This window comes from Allocoleopsis franciscana PCC 7113 (assembly GCF_000317515.1).
Classification (GTDB): Bacteria; Cyanobacteriota; Cyanobacteriia; order Cyanobacteriales; family Coleofasciculaceae; genus Allocoleopsis; species Allocoleopsis franciscana.
This window is the reverse complement of the sequence record NC_019738.1, coordinates 1,004,955-1,021,475: the sequence shown is the minus strand read 5'-3', so window position 1 is coordinate 1,021,475 and position 16,521 is coordinate 1,004,955. Positions and strand designations below refer to the sequence as shown.

Sequence of the window (16,521 nt, the reverse complement as noted above, 5' to 3'; positions counted from 1 at the left end):
ACGGCTTACTGCCCAAACTCTGCCCTTGCCTGCTCAACAATTTCAGGGGTTACCACGTCCAACTCTGCTTCACGAGCCAATTGCTCAATTCGTTTTCTAGCTTGGACACGAACGAAATAGGGAATGTTTTTCAACATGGCTTTCGCCTCCGTTGTCCATTGCAGGGTTTCTATAAAATCAGAGCTGCTCATAATTGTAAGCCCCCCGTGTTCGCAATCTGCTCTTAATTTCAAGCTCATTCGTTTTTATTCTACTGCTATTTTTTGAGTAGAACTGACGGAGACGGAGACGGATTTACTTTCCCAGAGCGGATTAAAATCACTTTTATTGCCTTATACAAAGAGCCATGGTTTCATTGAAGATTGGAGATTAGAGTCTTTTTATCTATTTCAAAGCAATAATATATTAATTTATTATAAATAGAGTTATTACTAATAATACTCATAATAAATCTAAATACTTTAAGTCATAAATTTCAAGGAATTTACCTGTTAAATGTGAATTAATTGGCATTAATAGAATTGATAAAACCAACCTCTACATGGGAGTGATTCGAGCCAATACAAAAAACTCTGATAATCAATCGCTTCTAGGCTCGTCGGCATTGACTCCACATCTATCACTTCAGCGACCCTGTTGAGGTAAGCGCTTACACAGTCATACTAGGCGGCAGGATAAAGATTTTTGACGTTCTCCTCAAAATGGTGAGGAGAGTTAATATCAGTCCAAAAAATGGACAAATCTAGACTAAAGTCGGTAGAATGAGGCTACCGAAAACCCAAAATTAGAAATTTTAAGGTTTTTAGTGAACCCATACAAAGCTCTTAATATTAGCGTAGCTGGGATGAGGTTGTTGGCAAACCTACCAACATTAAATCAGCCGAAAATGAAGGATAGAGCTGCGCTGCACTCGCTAGGGATAGCTCTGCCTGAAGTAGCGCCTTTAGAGTGCTAAAACAACTAACGGCTACGGCAGTTAGGGTATTGAGAATCAGGAAGCGATCCGGATAAATAGTTTTATTTGTCCAAGATTCGTTGAGCCAAAAGTTCTAAGTTAACCGTTGAGCAGTAGTAGGTAGCGGTAGCACCACAAATCTAAGCAAACTTGATCTTCCGTATAAATTTCGACCCTGTTAGACCAGAGGAACTAACAGCACGGTTCAACTTGATGGACATGAGCAGCGTGCCCTGTATCAAAACACTTACGTTTTGATAGCAGATGAAGCAGATATCTAAGATTGATATCGATCCAAACATCTAGTATGTCATAAATTTGAGACAATTTTGAGCGGCAAATCAAGTTAGAACTCTGCCTCTTATTATTAATATAAAATTCAAATTTAGGTTATTATTATGAAATTCAAATTCAGATTAAAGTTTATGATCGAGGCCAGTACCTTACTGGCACGTCAAATAGGTATTTCTGCGTGGAGACATGATTGAAAATGGCGATCAATGGCTCGGTCGAAAAGGCAACGGGAAGTACCAACAGCGCTCCGCTTCAGGTGTCTTCTTCTTTGCCAAACATCCGTCTACCGGATACCCTGGTAACCACCTATCTCCAAATGACGGATTGGTCTCAATTCCGTCCAGCGTATCTTAATTACCTAGGCGGAATGAAGTTAATGTGCATGGGAACACCCGATGTCGCTTTTTATCGTTTCTTGTATAGTTCTGTCGGTGAGGAGTGGCGTTGGCGTGAACGACTCTCTCACTCGGATGAAGAAATTAAGGCACTGCTGTTAGCTCCAGGAACCAGCATCCACGTTTTATATGTTAATGGTGTACCGGCTGGATACATCGAATTGGCAGAGCGCAGGGAAGGGCCGACAGGTCGATTTTTCTCGACGGAGATTGTTTATTTTGGTCTGAGATCAACTTACATGGGTCGAGGTTTGGGGAAACATCTCCTGAGTCATGGCATCGCCTATGCTTGGAACAGAGGCACTCAACGCTTGTGGGTTCATACTTGCAACTTAGATGGACCCCATGCATTGAATAACTACATCAAGCGCGGCTTCAAAATTTACAGGGTTGATAAAGAACCAATGCCAGAACGTTATTTGTAGCTTTAAGGAGTAAAAATAGCTCTAACACGTATTTTATTCCCATCGATCCTGATTGCTGTTGAAAGAGAGCCAATGCCAGAATAGGCCTAATATCAATAAGTCCAAAACTCTGTTATCCAGTAATGCTAAAATCCCTCAGGTTTGCTTCCGTTGTATCTGTCGTCTTACTAGCCTTGACTACTGCATGTTCTTCAACAAAGTCGTCTCAAAATGTATCTTCCGCCTCAGTCTCGGCACAAACTAGACCCTTAGCTGCTACGCCCGAAGTGGCGCTAGCCAGCCATTTAAAGCAGATTGGCGCAAAATTGTATGGTGTTCATTGGTGCCCCTACTGCCATAAGCAAAAAGCACTATTTGGTAATGAGGCGTTCAGCCAGTTGGACTATGTTGAGTGTGATCCGGCTGGGAAAAATGCACGACCTGAGCTTTGTCAAAAGGCTCGTGTTGAAGGGTTTCCCACATGGGAAATCAATGGTAACAAATATGGAGGAATGAGGTCTTTGCAAGACCTGGCTGATTTATCTGGCTATAGTGGCGATCAAAATTTCAAAAACTGAAACTGGATGCTTTGTCACTCCCTAATCGAGTTCGGCATGTAGCCGTGAAACTTGACGTGGCAGATCAGGAGCATTTTAAAGTTTTCAAAAAGCTCTCGCCAGAGAATAAAAAGAGTCAATAAAGTTCTTAAGCCTAGGGTGACATTAATTTCAAGGGATAGTCAATAATAAAAGCATAACTTTTGTGTTAAAAAGGTTCAAGGTTCTGTCTGACAAGGTTTTTGAGTGATTCTGACCAACTCAGCACAAGACATCAAGAGTAATCATTAACCGGTTATGCTGAAATTTAAGAGGTTGGCTCCAACTGTCTCTATCGTCCTACTGCTAATGACAACTGGATGTACTTCATTAAAAGAATATCAGTCTAGAAAAGCCTCCAGACTGGCTTTAGCCAACTATCTCCAACAGAATAACGCTAAGATGTATGGCACTTATTGGTGTGTCGCCTGTAACGGACAAAAGAAATGGTTTGGTAAAGAAGCATTTAGTAAAATCACTTACATTGAGTGCGACCCGGCTGGCGAAAAGGCGCAACCCGAAATCTGCCGCAAGTTAAACATTACCAGTTTTCCAACCTGGGAAATAAATGGGAAGTTTTCTTGTGTGGGTGGGTGTTCGCTGCCCAAACTTGCTGAGATAGCTGGATATACAGGCCCTAGTGACTTTTGAGCGCCGAATCTCAAGGCCACAGTATCAAATCTCTTGAAACTAACCACATCATGACACGCACCAAAAATTTCACTTCACAGTTGGCAGGACGCAAGCACCTAAAATTTTTAGTGCCTGGGTTGCTCTTCATAGGAACGATTCTATTGATTGTGGCACTCAGCTTTATCGATTGGAACACCCTATACGAACCTCTTCAAAACGTTGTCTTCTCTTTAGAAGAAAATTATAAGGAATGGCTCGGTAAACAGAATACGGCGAACCCACTGATCTTACTTCTGTTAGCTTTTGTGGGAGGTTTGATTGGTAGCATCTCACCCTGCCACATTGGACTCTTGACTGTGAACCTGACTTACATCGGCACTCGTGAAGTGACATCTCGCCGGGATGCTTTCGTTAAAGCAGCATCATTTGTCCTGGGAGTGGTAACCGTCCTCAGTTTGTTGGGATTGGTCTCTTCCTTTGCGGGGGCGGTCATGCGTGACTACCGAGGTCACGTCAATATCGTCGTTGGCTTGGTGGTTCTGCTGATGGGGCTGACGTTATTAGAGATTATACGCCTGCCTTTACCCCAATTTGGTGCGGCATTGCCGATCACGGGGCCTTACACCGCCGGAGTCACCTTCGCGTTGGTGAGTTCTCCCTGTGCCAGTCCTGTACTGTTTTCAGTTCTTACGGCGGCAGCGGCTACCGGTTCCCAGGTTCAAAGCACACTCACAATGGTCAGTTATGCCTTGGGTACCAGTGCGCTGATTTTCTTCGCCAGTCTATTTACAGGTTTAGCCAAACAAGCCCGCACTCTCGTTAAATATTCTGAATGGATTATGCGTATAGGCGGTGGGCTGTTGATTATTATGGGAGGATTTTATCTCTACAGTGGGATTAGCTGGGTTTTAACCGTGGCATTCCGTTAATGCGTCTTTGCTGTATGGGCGTTTGAGTTTTTAGGTTTTCAATGGCGGTAATGAGGGAGCTTTTTGACGGTGTGTGCCCAGTTCGATGGTAATTCTTCTAGAACTGGGTTTTAGAGTAGCGATCTCTTTCTGAGAGACATGTCTCCTGGATGGCTTCTACGATATTTCGGTGGGATGGGGCTGATGATCAGAGCCGTTGAAGGAAGAGTCGCTAAATTTTTTTGATCGATATTGATCGATACAATCACCTCTAATGGTAGATGAAAAGACAATCGTCGTTCTGTAAAAAATATATTTAATATAAAATTCTACTATTATCGATAAGCTCTACAATGCTACTTCCCTTGCAGCTTTCCTTTAAAAAAAGCATTAATATAATTGAAGACTTCAACAATACAGTTATTATTCAATCACCTCATATTAGAGGAAATATTCCTCCTCAATCCCTCAATATTAACCAGCCATCACCTGGAGTTTTAGCGGCTATTCAAACGCTGGCGACAGATGGTGCTACGGAGGAAGACTTGAGTGATTTAGTTCTCCAAAGGGATGGGGTGTCTCAACTACCTAAGTTTTACTATTACCTGCAAAAGCTAATCCAGCTTGGTACGCTCTGTTATAGCATTGTTGTTGAAGGATTGCCTCTAGCAAAATTGGTTCCTCTTTCACTGGATGGAAAGATTGAATTTAAGAAAGCAGTCATCAACAAACAATATGTTTTGTCGCGCTTTGCTTATTGCCGAAAAGAGCATCAACATTTAGTCCTAGAATCTCCTCTATCTCAGGCTCAAATTATACTATTTGGTTGGAAAGGTGCAGCCCTTATTTCTGAGCTGGCAAAACCCCAATTAGCTCATGAGATTTGTACGAAAATTCCTGGCATTTCGGAAGAAGTTACTAGATTATTTTTTAGCCTACTGTTGAGTACCGAAATGCTATTTGAAGTGAAGGAAGATGGAAAAACCCAAGAAGAAGAGAGCGAACCGCTGAGGCAATGGGAATTTCACAATCTACTTTTTCATTCAAGAACAAGAACTGGCAGACACAGTAACCCGATTGGAAGAACTTATCCGTTCGTAGAGCAAATTAAACCGCTGCCAGCCGTTAAACCCAAGATGTCAAAGGATACGATTGACCTCTACAAACCTGACATCTCTAATCTTGAGAACACGGATTATCCTTTGACTTTTATTCTGGAAAGAAGAAAATCTCTCAGAAATTACAGCGAGAATGAGCCAATAACTGATAAGCAACTTGGGGAATTTCTTTACCGCTCAGCCCGGATTAAACAAATCATTAAAACTGAAAATGAAGAAATGAGTCGTAGACCCTATGTCAATGGGGGAGCGGCTTACGAATTTGAGCTGTATATCCTTGCCAATACCTGTCAAAATATCCCTACGGGTTTTTACCATTATTGTCCTCAAGATCATCAGCTTTGTAAAATTTCTGGGAAAAACCAATATGTGGCGGCGCTTTTAGAAGATGCATGGTTGGCAAACCGAGATCGGAGTTTTCCCCAAGTCTTAATTATCATTTCTGCACGTTTCCAAAGGATTGCTTGGACTTATGAATCTATAGCCCATACCACATTACTCAAAAATGTGGGAGCTTTATTCCAGACCATGTATTTAGTAGCAACGGCGATGAATCTTGCTCCTTGTGCATTGGGTAATGGAAATTCAGATTTATTTGCCGCAGCGGCTGGAACCGACTATTATGCTGAAACATCAGTCGGAGAATTTATTCTGGGTAGCAAACTCCTTGTTTAGGGGAATCCGGCTTTTCAGATTTAATTCAGTTAAGTATTGTATATTTTTGAAAACTTAATTATAACTAAAGAAAGGTAAGTTACCTAAAGAAGGCTAAATCATAACTCGGATTGCAGAAAAAATGCTTTTGTTAACGAAAGATTGCCCAGAATCGCAAAAAGCTTTGTCTAAGATTGTCGCCCAAGCCTGGTTAGATGAAGAGTTTAAAGAACGCTTTATCTCCGAACCCGTCGCTGTTCTTCAAGAAAACGGACTGACTCTTCCTAATGGTGTAACAGCCAGAGTGAACGAAAGCAGCTCAGAGGGAAGCCTAATGAGTGCAGATGCCAACGTAGACAGTAATCAAGTCTACGAAATCTCACTCCCTTCCAAGCCAACTGAACTTACAGAGTCAGAGGTTCCATCTTGGAGTGATATTGATGACCCTGAAGACCCTCCGATCGTAATCTGTGCTTGATGTCTCAATATTCTTGTTGAACTTATTATTAATTTTTGAACAATTCTCCTGTAGGGTGGGCAATGCCCACCCTATTATCTTAGAAGCCTAATCCGAGGAGCTTCAAGAATAGTAGAGTCTATGAAGGTGAGCATTGTGTTTGATTGGTGTTATCAAGACGATGAAATAAGTTGTCAAATTCGACAATGGCTCAAAAATACAATTTTGAACTTTATCCTCACGATTATAATCCTCCTGAGCCTACCAACTTTTGTATATGCTGCCGAAGCAAATCCTACATTTGAACATATCACTGCTGACCAAGGGGTGTCTCAAAGTGGCCTTAACTCTATCTTTCAAGATAGTCAGGGATTTATGTGGTTTGGGACGCAAGATGGACTTAATAAATATGACGGCTATGACTTCACAGTTTATAAATATAACGCTCTTGATGCATACTCATTATCTGATAATTTTATCACATCAATTTATGAAGACAAGTCTGGAATAATGTGGATTGGTACAGATGGGGGGGGACTCAACAAATTTAATCGAGAGACTGAAAATTTTACCCGATATATACATGATGTTGATAATCCAAAAAGCTTGAGTCATAATCGAGTTTTATCAATTTATCAAGACCGATTTGGTACACTCTGGGTTGGTACAGATGGAGGAGGACTTAATAAATTTGATCGCGAAAATGAGCAGTTTACTCATTATCAACATCACTTAAATGACCCGAATAGCTTAAGTAACGATATTATTTTCTCAATTTATGAAGACAAATTAGGGACTCTGTGGATTGGCACAGGCGGCGGGGGACTCAACAAATTTAATCGCAAAACAGGTCAATTTATTCACTACAGAAATAATCCATCTGACCCCAGTAGCTTGAATGATGATACTGTCTTATCAATCCATGAAGACCAGTCTACGAAGCTTTGGATTGGTACTAAAAATGGAGGACTCAACGAATTTGATCGCGAAAGCGGACGATTTTTCCATTACACTCATGACCCAGATAACCCTAATAGTTTAAATCATAATACTATCAATTCAATGGCTGAAGATCAACTTGGCAATCTCTGGCTAGCTACAAGTAGCTGGTATGGAAATTCTTATGGTTCAGGACTCGATAAATTTGTTCCTAAAAATGGGCAATTTATTCATTACAAGCATGACTCTAAAAATCCACAAACCTTGAGTGATAATCTAGTTATCTCTCTCTGGGTTGGTCATGACCAAATTTTATGGATTGGTACCGCATTCAGTGGGCTTAATAAGTTAGACCTCAAAGAGCCGAAATTCCTACATTACAAAAATGACCCAGCTAAGCTCAATAGCCTGAGTGATAATCATGTGATGTCAATTGATGAAGATCATTTCGGTCAGCTCTGGATTGGCACTTCGGACGGAGGAGTCAATAAGTTTGATAGTCAAACTGGAAAATTTACCCACTACACACACAACTCAGCAAATTCTTATAGCTTAAGTAGTAACAATATTTGGTCAACCTATGAAGATAGAAATGGTATGCTCTGGGTTGGCACGTTTGGCAGTGGACTCGATAAAATTGACCGTAAAACCCAAAAAATTACCCATTATCAACATAATTTTAATAAGCCTTATAGTTTAAGTGATAATACCGTCACCTCCATTCATGAAGACTATTTAGGTACGCTTTGGATTGGGACTATGCGTGGCGGACTCAACAAATTTGAGCCAGAGTCTGAACAGTTTACACATTATACAAACGATCCTAGTAATCCCAATAGTTTAAGTGATATTAGTGCTTTTTTAATCTATGAAGATCGAGCTGAGACAATATGGATTGGTACCTTGAATGGTGGACTGAATAAGTTTCAGCGTGAGACTGAAAATTTTATTCATTACAAACATGATCCCAAAAATCCAAATAGTCTAAGTTATGATCGAATTGTATCTATCTATGAATATCCGTCCGGTACGCTCTGGATAGGTACATTTGGGGGAGGGCTTGATAAATTTGATATCGCTACTGAAACATTTACACATTACACAGAAAAAAATGGACTACCTAACAATTCAGTAGTAGGTATCCTAGCGGACGATGAAGGTAATCTTTGGTTAAGCACTGGCAAAGGAATCTCCAAATTTAATCCTAAAACTGAAACCTTTAGAAATTATGATGTCAGCGATGGGCTTCAGGGAAATGAGTTTGATGGCGTGAAAGCTTATCTCAAAAGTAAAACAGGGGAAATGTTTTTTGGAGGACTCAATGGCTTCAATGCATTTTATCCTGATCAGGTAAAAGACAATCCTCATATTCCCCCAATCGTTATAACTGACTTTAAAAAGTTTAATGAGAGTGTAAAATTAAAACCATCGATTTTTGAAATTCAATCCATAAAATTATCTTACAAAGATAACTTTTTTGGATTTGAATTTGCTGCCCTTGACTACACAAACCCTCTGAAAAATCAATATGCCTACAAGTTAGAAGGATTTGATAAAGATTGGATTTATTCAGGAATCAGGCGCTATGCCAGTTATACCAACCTAGATGGTGGAACATACATATTTAAAGTTAAAGGTTCCAACAACGATGGCGTGTGGAATGAAAAAGGCACTTCTATCAAAATCTTGATTACTCCCCCTCCTTGGAAAACTTGGTGGGCTTACACTCTTTATATTATGGCTGTGGTCACTGTTGTAATTGGGTATGTCCAGTGGAAAACCAGAGCGCAAAAGAAAGAAAATGCATTGCTGCGCGAAAGTGAAAGAAAGTTGAATCAGTTTCTAGAAGCTATCCCGGTAGGGATAGGAGTCATTGATCAAGCAGGTCAGTTCATCTATGTCAACCAAATTGGCTTGCAGTTGCAGGGTATAGAAGCCCTTCTTAAACCACCTATCCAGCTTTTTTCTGAGACTTGCCAAGCCTATGTTGCTGGGACAGAGCAGTTGTATCCAACAGAGCAATTACCCTTGGTACGGGCATTGAGGGGGGAAAAAATAACTCTTGATGATCTGGAGATTCATCAATCCGATAAAATTGTTCCTTTACAAGTTTGGGGAACCCCTATTTATGATGAACAGGGTGCTATTTTATACGCCATAGTCGCCTTTCAAGATATCACATCTCGCAAACAGGCAGAAGCTGAACGTCAAGATTATATTGAGGCACTACAACAAGCAAAAGATCAACTTCAGGCAGTTATAGATACTGTCCCTGGGTGTGTTTGCTGGATGAGTTCAGATGGGCGTTACCTCGGTGTTAATCGACATTTAGCGGACACCTTCAAATTGTCTCCAGATGACTTTATTGGTCGAGAAATTGGCTTTTTTTTAACCGACTCTCTCTTGTCTGAGTTGATCCACCAGTTTCTAGCCAGTCCAGAGCTAAGTACGACCCAAGTTATTAAGTTATCAGTCCAGGACTCTATACGAAGTTACTTGATGTCAGTTCAGAAATATCACCGAAATACGGCGGCTGTATCGGTAGCAATTGATATTACAGATCGCATGTTTGCAGAAGAAGCTCTACGTGCATCACTCCGGGAAAAAGAAATTTTGCTACAAGAAGTCCACCATCGGGTCAAAAATAATTTACAAATAATTTGTAGTTTGCTAGATCTCCAATCCCAAACACTAAATGATGAAAAGACATTGGCAGTCTTTCAGGAAAGCTACAACCGAATTAAATCAATGACCATAATTCATGAAAAACTATATCAATCAACATCAGTAGAAAAAATTAATTTTGCCGAATATGTTGAAACGTTAATGAATCATCTTCTACTCTCCTATAAAGTAGATTCGGAATTGATTCAAGTTTATTCTAACATAGAACCGATTTACCTAAATATTGATACAGCTATCCCTTGTGGATTGATTATTAATGAACTTTTGTCAAATTCATTAAAACATGCTTTCCCTAACTCAGCCAAAGGTCTAATAAATCTGTATTTCAAATTTGATAGAAATAAGAGATTTACTTTAATCGTTAAAGACAATGGGGTTGGTTTCCCTAAAGATTTTAATATTCAAGAAAAATCCACTTTAGGTCTCAAGTTAGTTAAAGTTTTAACGCAGCAACTAGAGGGCAATATTGAATTAAAACAAGAGCAGGGAATCGAATTGGCAATAAGTTTTCCCAATATAAAGGCTTAAGGGGAAATCTTTGTCCATGATTTTATTGTTGCGTAAGAAATGATACCTTATTGAGACCCTGATTAAGGCAAAATACTATGTCTAAACCACTAGTATTAATGGATCAAGATGGCGGCGTAGATGATTATCTGGCAACCCTGCTGCTGATGACAATGGAACATATCCAGCCCCTTGGCATTGTGGTTACTCCAGCAGACTGCTACATCCAGCAAGCCGTGAGTGCAACACGCAAAATTTTGGATTTAGTCGGGCGTTCGGACATTCCAGTTGCCCAAAGTACAGTTCGAGGAATCAATCCATTCCCAGCCCTTTACCGCCGTGATTCCTTTGTGGTAGATTATTTGCCCATTCTCAACGAACAGGATGAAATTCAGACACCCCTAGCCCCAGAAACCGGTCAAGAATTTATGGTGCGATCGCTCTTGGCGGCAGAGCAACCTGTCACATTGATGGTCACAGGTCCTTTAACCACAGTCGCGGCTGCCCTCGATTTAGCACCACAAATTGAGCAACACATTGAGAGAATTGTCTGGATGGGTGGGGCGCTCAACGTCCCCGGCAATGTTGAACCGGCTCTGGAACCGGGACAGGATGGTTCAGCGGAATGGAATGTTTACTGGGACTCCCTCGCCGCTCATCGGGTATGGCAGACTCAGATTCCCTTGATTCTATGTCCCTTGGATCTGACGAATCAGGTTCCCGTAACATCCGAGTTTGTGCGTCAACTCACTAAACAACGCCGATATCCTCTCTCGGATTTAGCAGGACAATGTTATGCACTGGTAATGACACAGGTTTATTACTTCTGGGATGTTCTTGCTACAACTTATCTGGCTCATCCAGAATTTTATCAACTTCAAGAATGGGAAACCGTAATTGTCACGACTGGCAAAAGTCAGGGACGAACCAAAGTGGAAACAGGCGGCAGAAAGATTCAAGCCATGGACAAAGTCGATCAGGAAAAATACTACGCCTACATCTTGCAACAATGGGCACGTTAGGCAATGACCTAAAGTTATAAATTACCTTCAAGGTCTGTCAATTCTTCTATAAAGAATATCCAGTTATAAGATTAGGCTAGATAGCCTACAGGGAGCGGATGAGTATTTTTAGACAATAGGGAAAATCTGTTAAAAGAACCTAAAAATTTGAGAGAATACTTCAGTCATGTCATACAGGAAGTAAGGGAGTTTTCTAGGGAAAGGGATAGCTACAGTCCGTATAAACCCCAAAATTATTGATATCTGAGTCGATTAAGCAGAATTTTCAAAAAAATTACCCAAATAAGTGTGTTTTACGCCAAAATGCCGTGAGGAATGGCTAACGAGTGGTACAACCTCTGATCCCAGTGGCGATCGCTCTTTTAAAAAGCCCTTTTTCGCTGTTGCCCGTAAGGAAAGCCCATCACCGAAGATAGCCTGCTCAGCTCAGAAAAATTAGAAAAGATCCGGATTTAGTTAAATAATCGTAAAAATATTGTTTGCTAAATTATAAAAATAAGTAAAAATACGGCATAGCTCGTTTTCATATATCCCTAATAGAATCCCTATTGACATGGCTCATCCGTTGGCATCTATCGGGGCTGAAGTTCAGTCCTCTGGAGTTTCAGTTTCCAATTCTATAGCTGAGGATTGCCCAAAAGGCACTGCGCTAAGGAGCGATCGTCCTTCCCTCGTTCCCTCCTCTAAATCCTCATCATCAACATCAAAATCCAACGTTCATTCTTTGGCGGCTCTCTGGGCGCGGAAATACTTTGTTTCCGTGACAGGGCAGGATGAGTACTCGGCGCTGAGCGAGGCTGACAATCTCAAGCAAACTGCCTCGAAAGAAGGTCGAGAGCGCACGGCTCAAAAGCTGATGCAAAATTTAAATTTAGCCAGTGCTCAAGCCTGGTCTCTCACAGAAACGTTGCTATCTGAAGAAATCCGACGCCACGGCATCAACCCCGACCTGATCAATCCCTTGGAGATTGCCGCTGATACTCGTGTGCTGTTTCAAAAAGTACTTGCGGCCTATGCCGAGCGGTCAACGCCCCGTCGGCTATCGGTGATTGTGGGGAAAGATTTTGGTCTGGTACGCCAGAAATACACTCGTGTGGATCGCCGAGCCATTGGCTTCGTCAGTATGCAGTTTCACTACACGGGTCAAAAGTTGCTGGAGTGGCTGACATCAACAGAACAAAGGCTGTGGCTGCCCTACTTAAAAGTAATGGATGACCACATGTACATGCCCCTACAAGCGGCCTACGAAGCTGCGGCTAACCATCCCTTTGATTCTCCGGCTCTATCGGCTGTTCAGCATCTTTTACCGTTCAGCAGTAAGATTGCTGTCTCTGTTTGTAACCAAGTTTGCCGTTTATATCCCAGCTATGCCAGCTACAGTGGTCTGCTCAGTAACCCTACGGTGAAAACCGCTAGTATCCGTGATGTTGAGATGTTTCAGGTTTATCTGTGCCTGTGCGTTTTAGAAGACGACATCCGCTCGGTACAACAAGAACTCTTTCCTCTGTGCGTCATGTTATATCCTCGCCTAAAGGTCAGTTGGAAACTGATCCAAGACATGCTCAAAACAATGGGTTGGGACATGCATGATCGCCTACCGGCTAATGAAATGGCAACCTTTTTACCCTATCTACGCACCTTAACAGAGATGTTTTCGAGTGACGTGTTCCAAGATGCCTAGGCGATAACCGTTGAATAACGACATACTGTTTTGAATCACTACATAACAAAACAATTTTGGATTCTAGTTGAGCGCTATTGCCCTAATGTAGACTGGCAGAAATAATCCACCCATTTTTTTTGTCGGTGTTTCTCTCCCTCTCCCCTTCCCCCACTCCTTTGATCAGACTAGTGGGAAACTTTCGCCGCCCGCCTTCGCGAGGAAACTTCCGTTTAGGGCGACGGAAAGGGGCAATTCTGCCGACAGTAAACTTCGACTAACCCAATTGAGGCTGCTTTTTGAATTTTTTGGGTCTCTTTAAGCTCTGCTTTGGATTCGGGATAAATGCCTGCAAAGGACTGATTGGGAGGTGGCTGAGTGCGGAAGGCGATATCTTTAGAGGGTTGGTTGGCAAATTGGACGTATTCCCTTGACTCATTGAGGGTGTTGTAAGATAATCTGGCATTTCCGTAGATGGCTTCGGCTTGCTCGATTAGGGTTCCCGGACCCACCCCCTGAGCTGTTCGATAATTGGGATTATCTGTGACTAAGGCTTCAATTACATCGGAATCAGCTAAGGGTACTCCAGCGGGGTAAAGAATATAAAATTGCTCTTTTCCGTCTTGGGTAATTGCGATCGCATCAAAATCTACAATAAACGGTGACTTCACCTGAAATTCCGCCTTCCCAGCCAATATCTTTTTGAGCTGCCCATAGGTCATTCCCACTTTCGCCGAACCAATGCCCTGAGGGGAAATGGTAAACGTGTCTGAGGCAGGTGGACTCAGGGGTTTGGAGGATATTTGTCTTGGCGTGGGTGATGCCTCAATCGGCTTAGACGTGGTTGGGCTGGAGGTTGAATACACCACCCCTGGATTAGAAGGGGTCGGATTGGAGGAAGAAACAGGTGTTTCTGAGACTGAGACTGAGACTGAGGGTGAGCGATTACAACCGACTAAAAGCAGTCCCATCAGCCAACCTGTGAGTAACCATCGCGTTTTCACTTTTCTTTTAAATTCTCCTTTGTCACTTCAAGATCAGAACCCGGAATTGAGAGTGCCAGTTGGTAAAGCTGACGCCGTGAGAGTTTGGTGATTTGAGCTAATTGGCGACTCGCTTGCGATCGCGATACTCCCTGAGCCATGATTTGAAGTAGCTCAGCTTTCAGGTCGTCTTCTGAGAAAACAGGCATCTCTGCTTGCGACCCCGCAATCACCAAGGTAAATTCTCCTCTAGGTTCCTTCTGCCTGTAGTGAGCGATCGCCTCCTCAATTGTTCCCCGCCAAAACTCTTCGTGTAACTTGGTTAATTCCCGTGCAATGACGATGGGACGGTGAAATCCTAGGGAGTTAGCTAAATCGGGCAACGTGGCGCGGAGGCGATGAGGAGATTCATAAACAATTAATGTTCTCGATTCCGCTTGCAGCAATTCTAAGCGTTTTTGCCGAGCTTGACCGCTTGCTGGTAAAAAACCTTCAAACACAAAGCGATCGGTTGGTAATCCAGCGGCGCTGAGGGCTGTAATCCCCGCCGTCGCACCGGGGATGGGTACGACTGGTATCTCTGCCTCAATGCAAGCCTTAACCAACTCATAGCCCGGATCAGAGATTCCCGGCATCCCCGCATCCGTCACCAAAGCAATAGCTTTTCCCTCAGCCAGTTTTGTCAACAATTCTGATAGACGCTCAGTGCGATTGTGTTCGTGATAACTTACTTGGGGCGTCTTCACCTCAAAATGTTGCAACAGCTTTCCCGTATGGCGCGTGTCTTCCGCCGCGATCAAATCCACCGTTTGTAATATCCGTACTGCCCGGAATGTCATATCCTCCAGGTTACCAATCGGCGTTCCTACTACGTAAAGCGTTCCCACCCGTTATCTTCCTCTCAATGACTGATCTCACACAACAGTCTCTGGTACAAGCGTGATTCGCCCACTGTTGTTAACCCTCTCGCCAATTCCCCAAAATACTACAATTAGCGGAAGTCAGACTGAACTGGAGGGGTGTGGTTTGTGAGCAAGGGACTTTTTGTAGGAATGGTTACCCTAGACTTGGTTTATCTCTCTGCCCAGCTTCCGGGTCATAATCAAAAAGTTGTAGCCTCTGACTACACAGTTGCCGCTGGTGGGCCAGCCACCAATGCTGCCGTAACCTTTAGTTACTTGGGTAATCTTGCCACAATTCTCGGTGTGGTAGGCACTCACCCCATCACTCACTTAATCCGAAGTGACTTAGAACATCATGGGGTTAGGATTGCTGACCTTAACCCGACTACCCTAGAACCGCCGCCCGTTTCTTCTATCATTGTGACCGAATCCACTGGCGATCGCAGCGTCATCTCACTTAATGCTACAAAAATTCAAATAACACCTGATCAGCAGCCTATTGAGCTGGACGCAGATGTTGATATAGTTCTGATTGATGGTCATCAAATGGCTGTTGGATGTGCAATCGCTCAGTTAGCCAAAAGTCAGAATATTCCAGTTGTCATCGATGGCGGTAGCTGGAAACCGGGATTTGAAAAGGTTTTGCCTTTTGTCGATTATGCTATTTGCTCTGCTAATTTTTATCCGCCCGGTTGCCGTAACAGCGATGAGGTTATGGCTTATCTTGCCGCTTTAGGGATTCCTCATATCGCCATTACTCAAGGGGAAAAACCAATTCAATACTGCACTTTAGGGGTGTTGGATCAAATTCAATTGCCACCAATTAAGGCCGTTGATACACTCGCCGCCGGGGACGTTTTTCACGGGGCATTTTGTCACTCCATCCTGCGGCAAAACTTTGCAGATTCCCTAGCTGAAGCCGCTGAACTGGCTTCTTATTCCTGTCAATTCTTTGGGACTCGTCAGTGGATGAAAACATAACCAAACGGTTCTAAATTTGCCTATTTTTTGAGGGTTAGGCAATCGATGAAATCTCATTCACCACCTGGATTCGTCCCCGACACAAAGCCCGAAGCAACCGATCAATGGCGCTCCTCTCGTCTTCCGTCATTGAGTCTTCTAATACGGCTGCCATCAACCCATAGCGGTCAGCCAAGGTAATCTTACCAGAGATCGTGACTTGAGCGAATAAGTCGGATATTGCACCGGGGATGAGACGAACTGGGATAAGCATTGGACACTATTGAACTCGATTCTTACACTATGAGAGTTTTTCATTCTGAACAGAGTGATTTCAGGGCATTATCCCTGTGATAATAGTCTGCCCTCAACGTGAGTCAGACACTATATTTTGGTGATATTACTCTTGTCTGAGTGTGATGAAGCTAGTGCTTGAGAGTGATGCTTAA

Annotated in this window: 14 protein-coding genes; 10 read left to right on the top strand and 4 right to left on the bottom strand. The window is 42.6% G+C overall.

What is annotated here, in order from left to right; translation table 11 throughout:
- Window positions 1-5: 5 nt before the first annotated feature.
- Window positions 6-191 (bottom strand): PCP reductase family protein, encoded by a 186-nt coding sequence (locus MIC7113_RS04330; protein ID WP_041779896.1) that lies wholly within the window; start codon window positions 189-191, stop codon window positions 6-8.
- 1,254 nt (window positions 192-1,445) lie between these two features.
- Here MIC7113_RS04330 and MIC7113_RS04325 point away from each other — a divergent pair.
- The 9 genes from MIC7113_RS04325 (at window position 1,446) to MIC7113_RS04285 (ending at window position 13,248) form a co-directional block, all read left to right on the top strand.
- The gene (locus MIC7113_RS04325) at window positions 1,446-2,069 is read left to right on the top strand and encodes a GNAT family N-acetyltransferase (RefSeq protein WP_015180949.1); all 624 of its coding nucleotides are present in this window, start codon (window positions 1,446-1,448) and stop codon (window positions 2,067-2,069) included.
- Window positions 2,070-2,242: 173 nt separating this feature from the next.
- Entirely contained in the window at window positions 2,243-2,626 is a 384-nt protein-coding gene (locus MIC7113_RS04320; RefSeq protein WP_155897924.1) for a glutaredoxin family protein, read from the top strand.
- A gap of 327 nt (window positions 2,627-2,953) precedes the next feature.
- On the top strand, window positions 2,954-3,295 hold the full coding sequence (locus MIC7113_RS04315) for a glutaredoxin family protein (RefSeq protein WP_155897923.1): 342 nt from the start codon (window positions 2,954-2,956) through the stop codon (window positions 3,293-3,295).
- 50 nt (window positions 3,296-3,345) lie between these two features.
- Window positions 3,346-4,206: a cytochrome c biogenesis CcdA family protein gene (locus MIC7113_RS04310; protein ID WP_015180948.1), complete on the top strand. Its 861-nt coding sequence runs from the start codon at window positions 3,346-3,348 to the stop codon at window positions 4,204-4,206.
- A 332-nt stretch (window positions 4,207-4,538) separates the two neighbouring features.
- Window positions 4,539-5,978: a SagB family peptide dehydrogenase gene (locus tag MIC7113_RS04305; RefSeq protein ID WP_015180947.1), complete on the top strand. Its 1,440-nt coding sequence runs from the start codon at window positions 4,539-4,541 to the stop codon at window positions 5,976-5,978.
- A 121-nt stretch (window positions 5,979-6,099) separates the two neighbouring features.
- The gene (locus MIC7113_RS04300; protein WP_015180946.1) at window positions 6,100-6,435 is read left to right on the top strand and encodes a nitrile hydratase subunit alpha; all 336 of its coding nucleotides are present in this window, start codon (window positions 6,100-6,102) and stop codon (window positions 6,433-6,435) included.
- Window positions 6,436-6,555: 120 nt separating this feature from the next.
- The gene (locus MIC7113_RS04295; RefSeq protein ID WP_015180945.1) at window positions 6,556-10,566 is read left to right on the top strand and encodes a two-component regulator propeller domain-containing protein; all 4,011 of its coding nucleotides are present in this window, start codon (window positions 6,556-6,558) and stop codon (window positions 10,564-10,566) included.
- A 77-nt stretch (window positions 10,567-10,643) separates the two neighbouring features.
- Window positions 10,644-11,567 (top strand): nucleoside hydrolase, encoded by a 924-nt coding sequence (locus MIC7113_RS04290; RefSeq protein WP_015180944.1) that lies wholly within the window; start codon window positions 10,644-10,646, stop codon window positions 11,565-11,567.
- Window positions 11,568-12,120: 553 nt separating this feature from the next.
- Entirely contained in the window at window positions 12,121-13,248 is a 1,128-nt protein-coding gene (locus tag MIC7113_RS04285; RefSeq protein WP_015180943.1) for a hypothetical protein, read from the top strand.
- A 212-nt stretch (window positions 13,249-13,460) separates the two neighbouring features.
- On the opposite strand, the gene MIC7113_RS37915 is transcribed toward MIC7113_RS04285, so the two are convergent.
- Both MIC7113_RS37915 and rsmI read right to left on the bottom strand, forming a co-directional pair.
- Window positions 13,461-14,231: a hypothetical protein gene (locus MIC7113_RS37915; RefSeq protein ID WP_226883592.1), complete on the bottom strand. Its 771-nt coding sequence runs from the start codon at window positions 14,229-14,231 to the stop codon at window positions 13,461-13,463.
- Window positions 14,228-15,097, bottom strand: coding sequence for a 16S rRNA (cytidine(1402)-2'-O)-methyltransferase (gene rsmI, locus MIC7113_RS04275; protein WP_015180940.1), 870 nt, complete (start codon window positions 15,095-15,097; stop codon window positions 14,228-14,230). Before rsmI ends, MIC7113_RS37915 begins: the two co-directional genes overlap by 4 nt.
- A 165-nt stretch (window positions 15,098-15,262) precedes the next feature.
- Between rsmI and MIC7113_RS04270 the strand changes: the two genes are divergently transcribed.
- A complete protein-coding gene (locus MIC7113_RS04270; protein ID WP_041779894.1) occupies window positions 15,263-16,093 on the top strand; it encodes a sugar kinase in 831 nt (276 codons plus the stop codon).
- Between the two features lie 34 nt (window positions 16,094-16,127).
- Here the strand turns inward: MIC7113_RS04270 and MIC7113_RS04265 are convergent, their stop codons facing one another.
- Entirely contained in the window at window positions 16,128-16,346 is a 219-nt protein-coding gene (locus MIC7113_RS04265) for a hypothetical protein (RefSeq protein WP_015180938.1), read from the bottom strand.
- Between the last annotated feature and the right edge of the window lie 175 nt (window positions 16,347-16,521).

Coding starts and splice junctions, on each gene's coding strand:
- MIC7113_RS04325 (WP_015180949.1), top strand. CDS start 1,446: ATGGCGATCAATGGCTCGGTCGAAAAGGCAACGGGAAGTACCAACAGC.
- MIC7113_RS04270 (WP_041779894.1), top strand. CDS start 15,263: ATGGTTACCCTAGACTTGGTTTATCTCTCTGCCCAGCTTCCGGGTCAT.
- MIC7113_RS04290 (WP_015180944.1), top strand. CDS start 10,644: ATGTCTAAACCACTAGTATTAATGGATCAAGATGGCGGCGTAGATGAT.
- MIC7113_RS04310 (WP_015180948.1), top strand. CDS start 3,346: ATGACACGCACCAAAAATTTCACTTCACAGTTGGCAGGACGCAAGCAC.
- MIC7113_RS04305 (WP_015180947.1), top strand. CDS start 4,539: ATGCTACTTCCCTTGCAGCTTTCCTTTAAAAAAAGCATTAATATAATT.
- MIC7113_RS04285 (WP_015180943.1), top strand. CDS start 12,121: ATGGCTCATCCGTTGGCATCTATCGGGGCTGAAGTTCAGTCCTCTGGA.
- MIC7113_RS04300 (WP_015180946.1), top strand. CDS start 6,100: ATGCTTTTGTTAACGAAAGATTGCCCAGAATCGCAAAAAGCTTTGTCT.
- MIC7113_RS04265 (WP_015180938.1), bottom strand. CDS start 16,346: ATGCTTATCCCAGTTCGTCTCATCCCCGGTGCAATATCCGACTTATTC.
- MIC7113_RS04315 (WP_155897923.1), top strand. CDS start 2,954: ATGACAACTGGATGTACTTCATTAAAAGAATATCAGTCTAGAAAAGCC.
- MIC7113_RS04295 (WP_015180945.1), top strand. CDS start 6,556: ATGAAGGTGAGCATTGTGTTTGATTGGTGTTATCAAGACGATGAAATA.
- MIC7113_RS04330 (WP_041779896.1), bottom strand. CDS start 191: ATGAGCAGCTCTGATTTTATAGAAACCCTGCAATGGACAACGGAGGCG.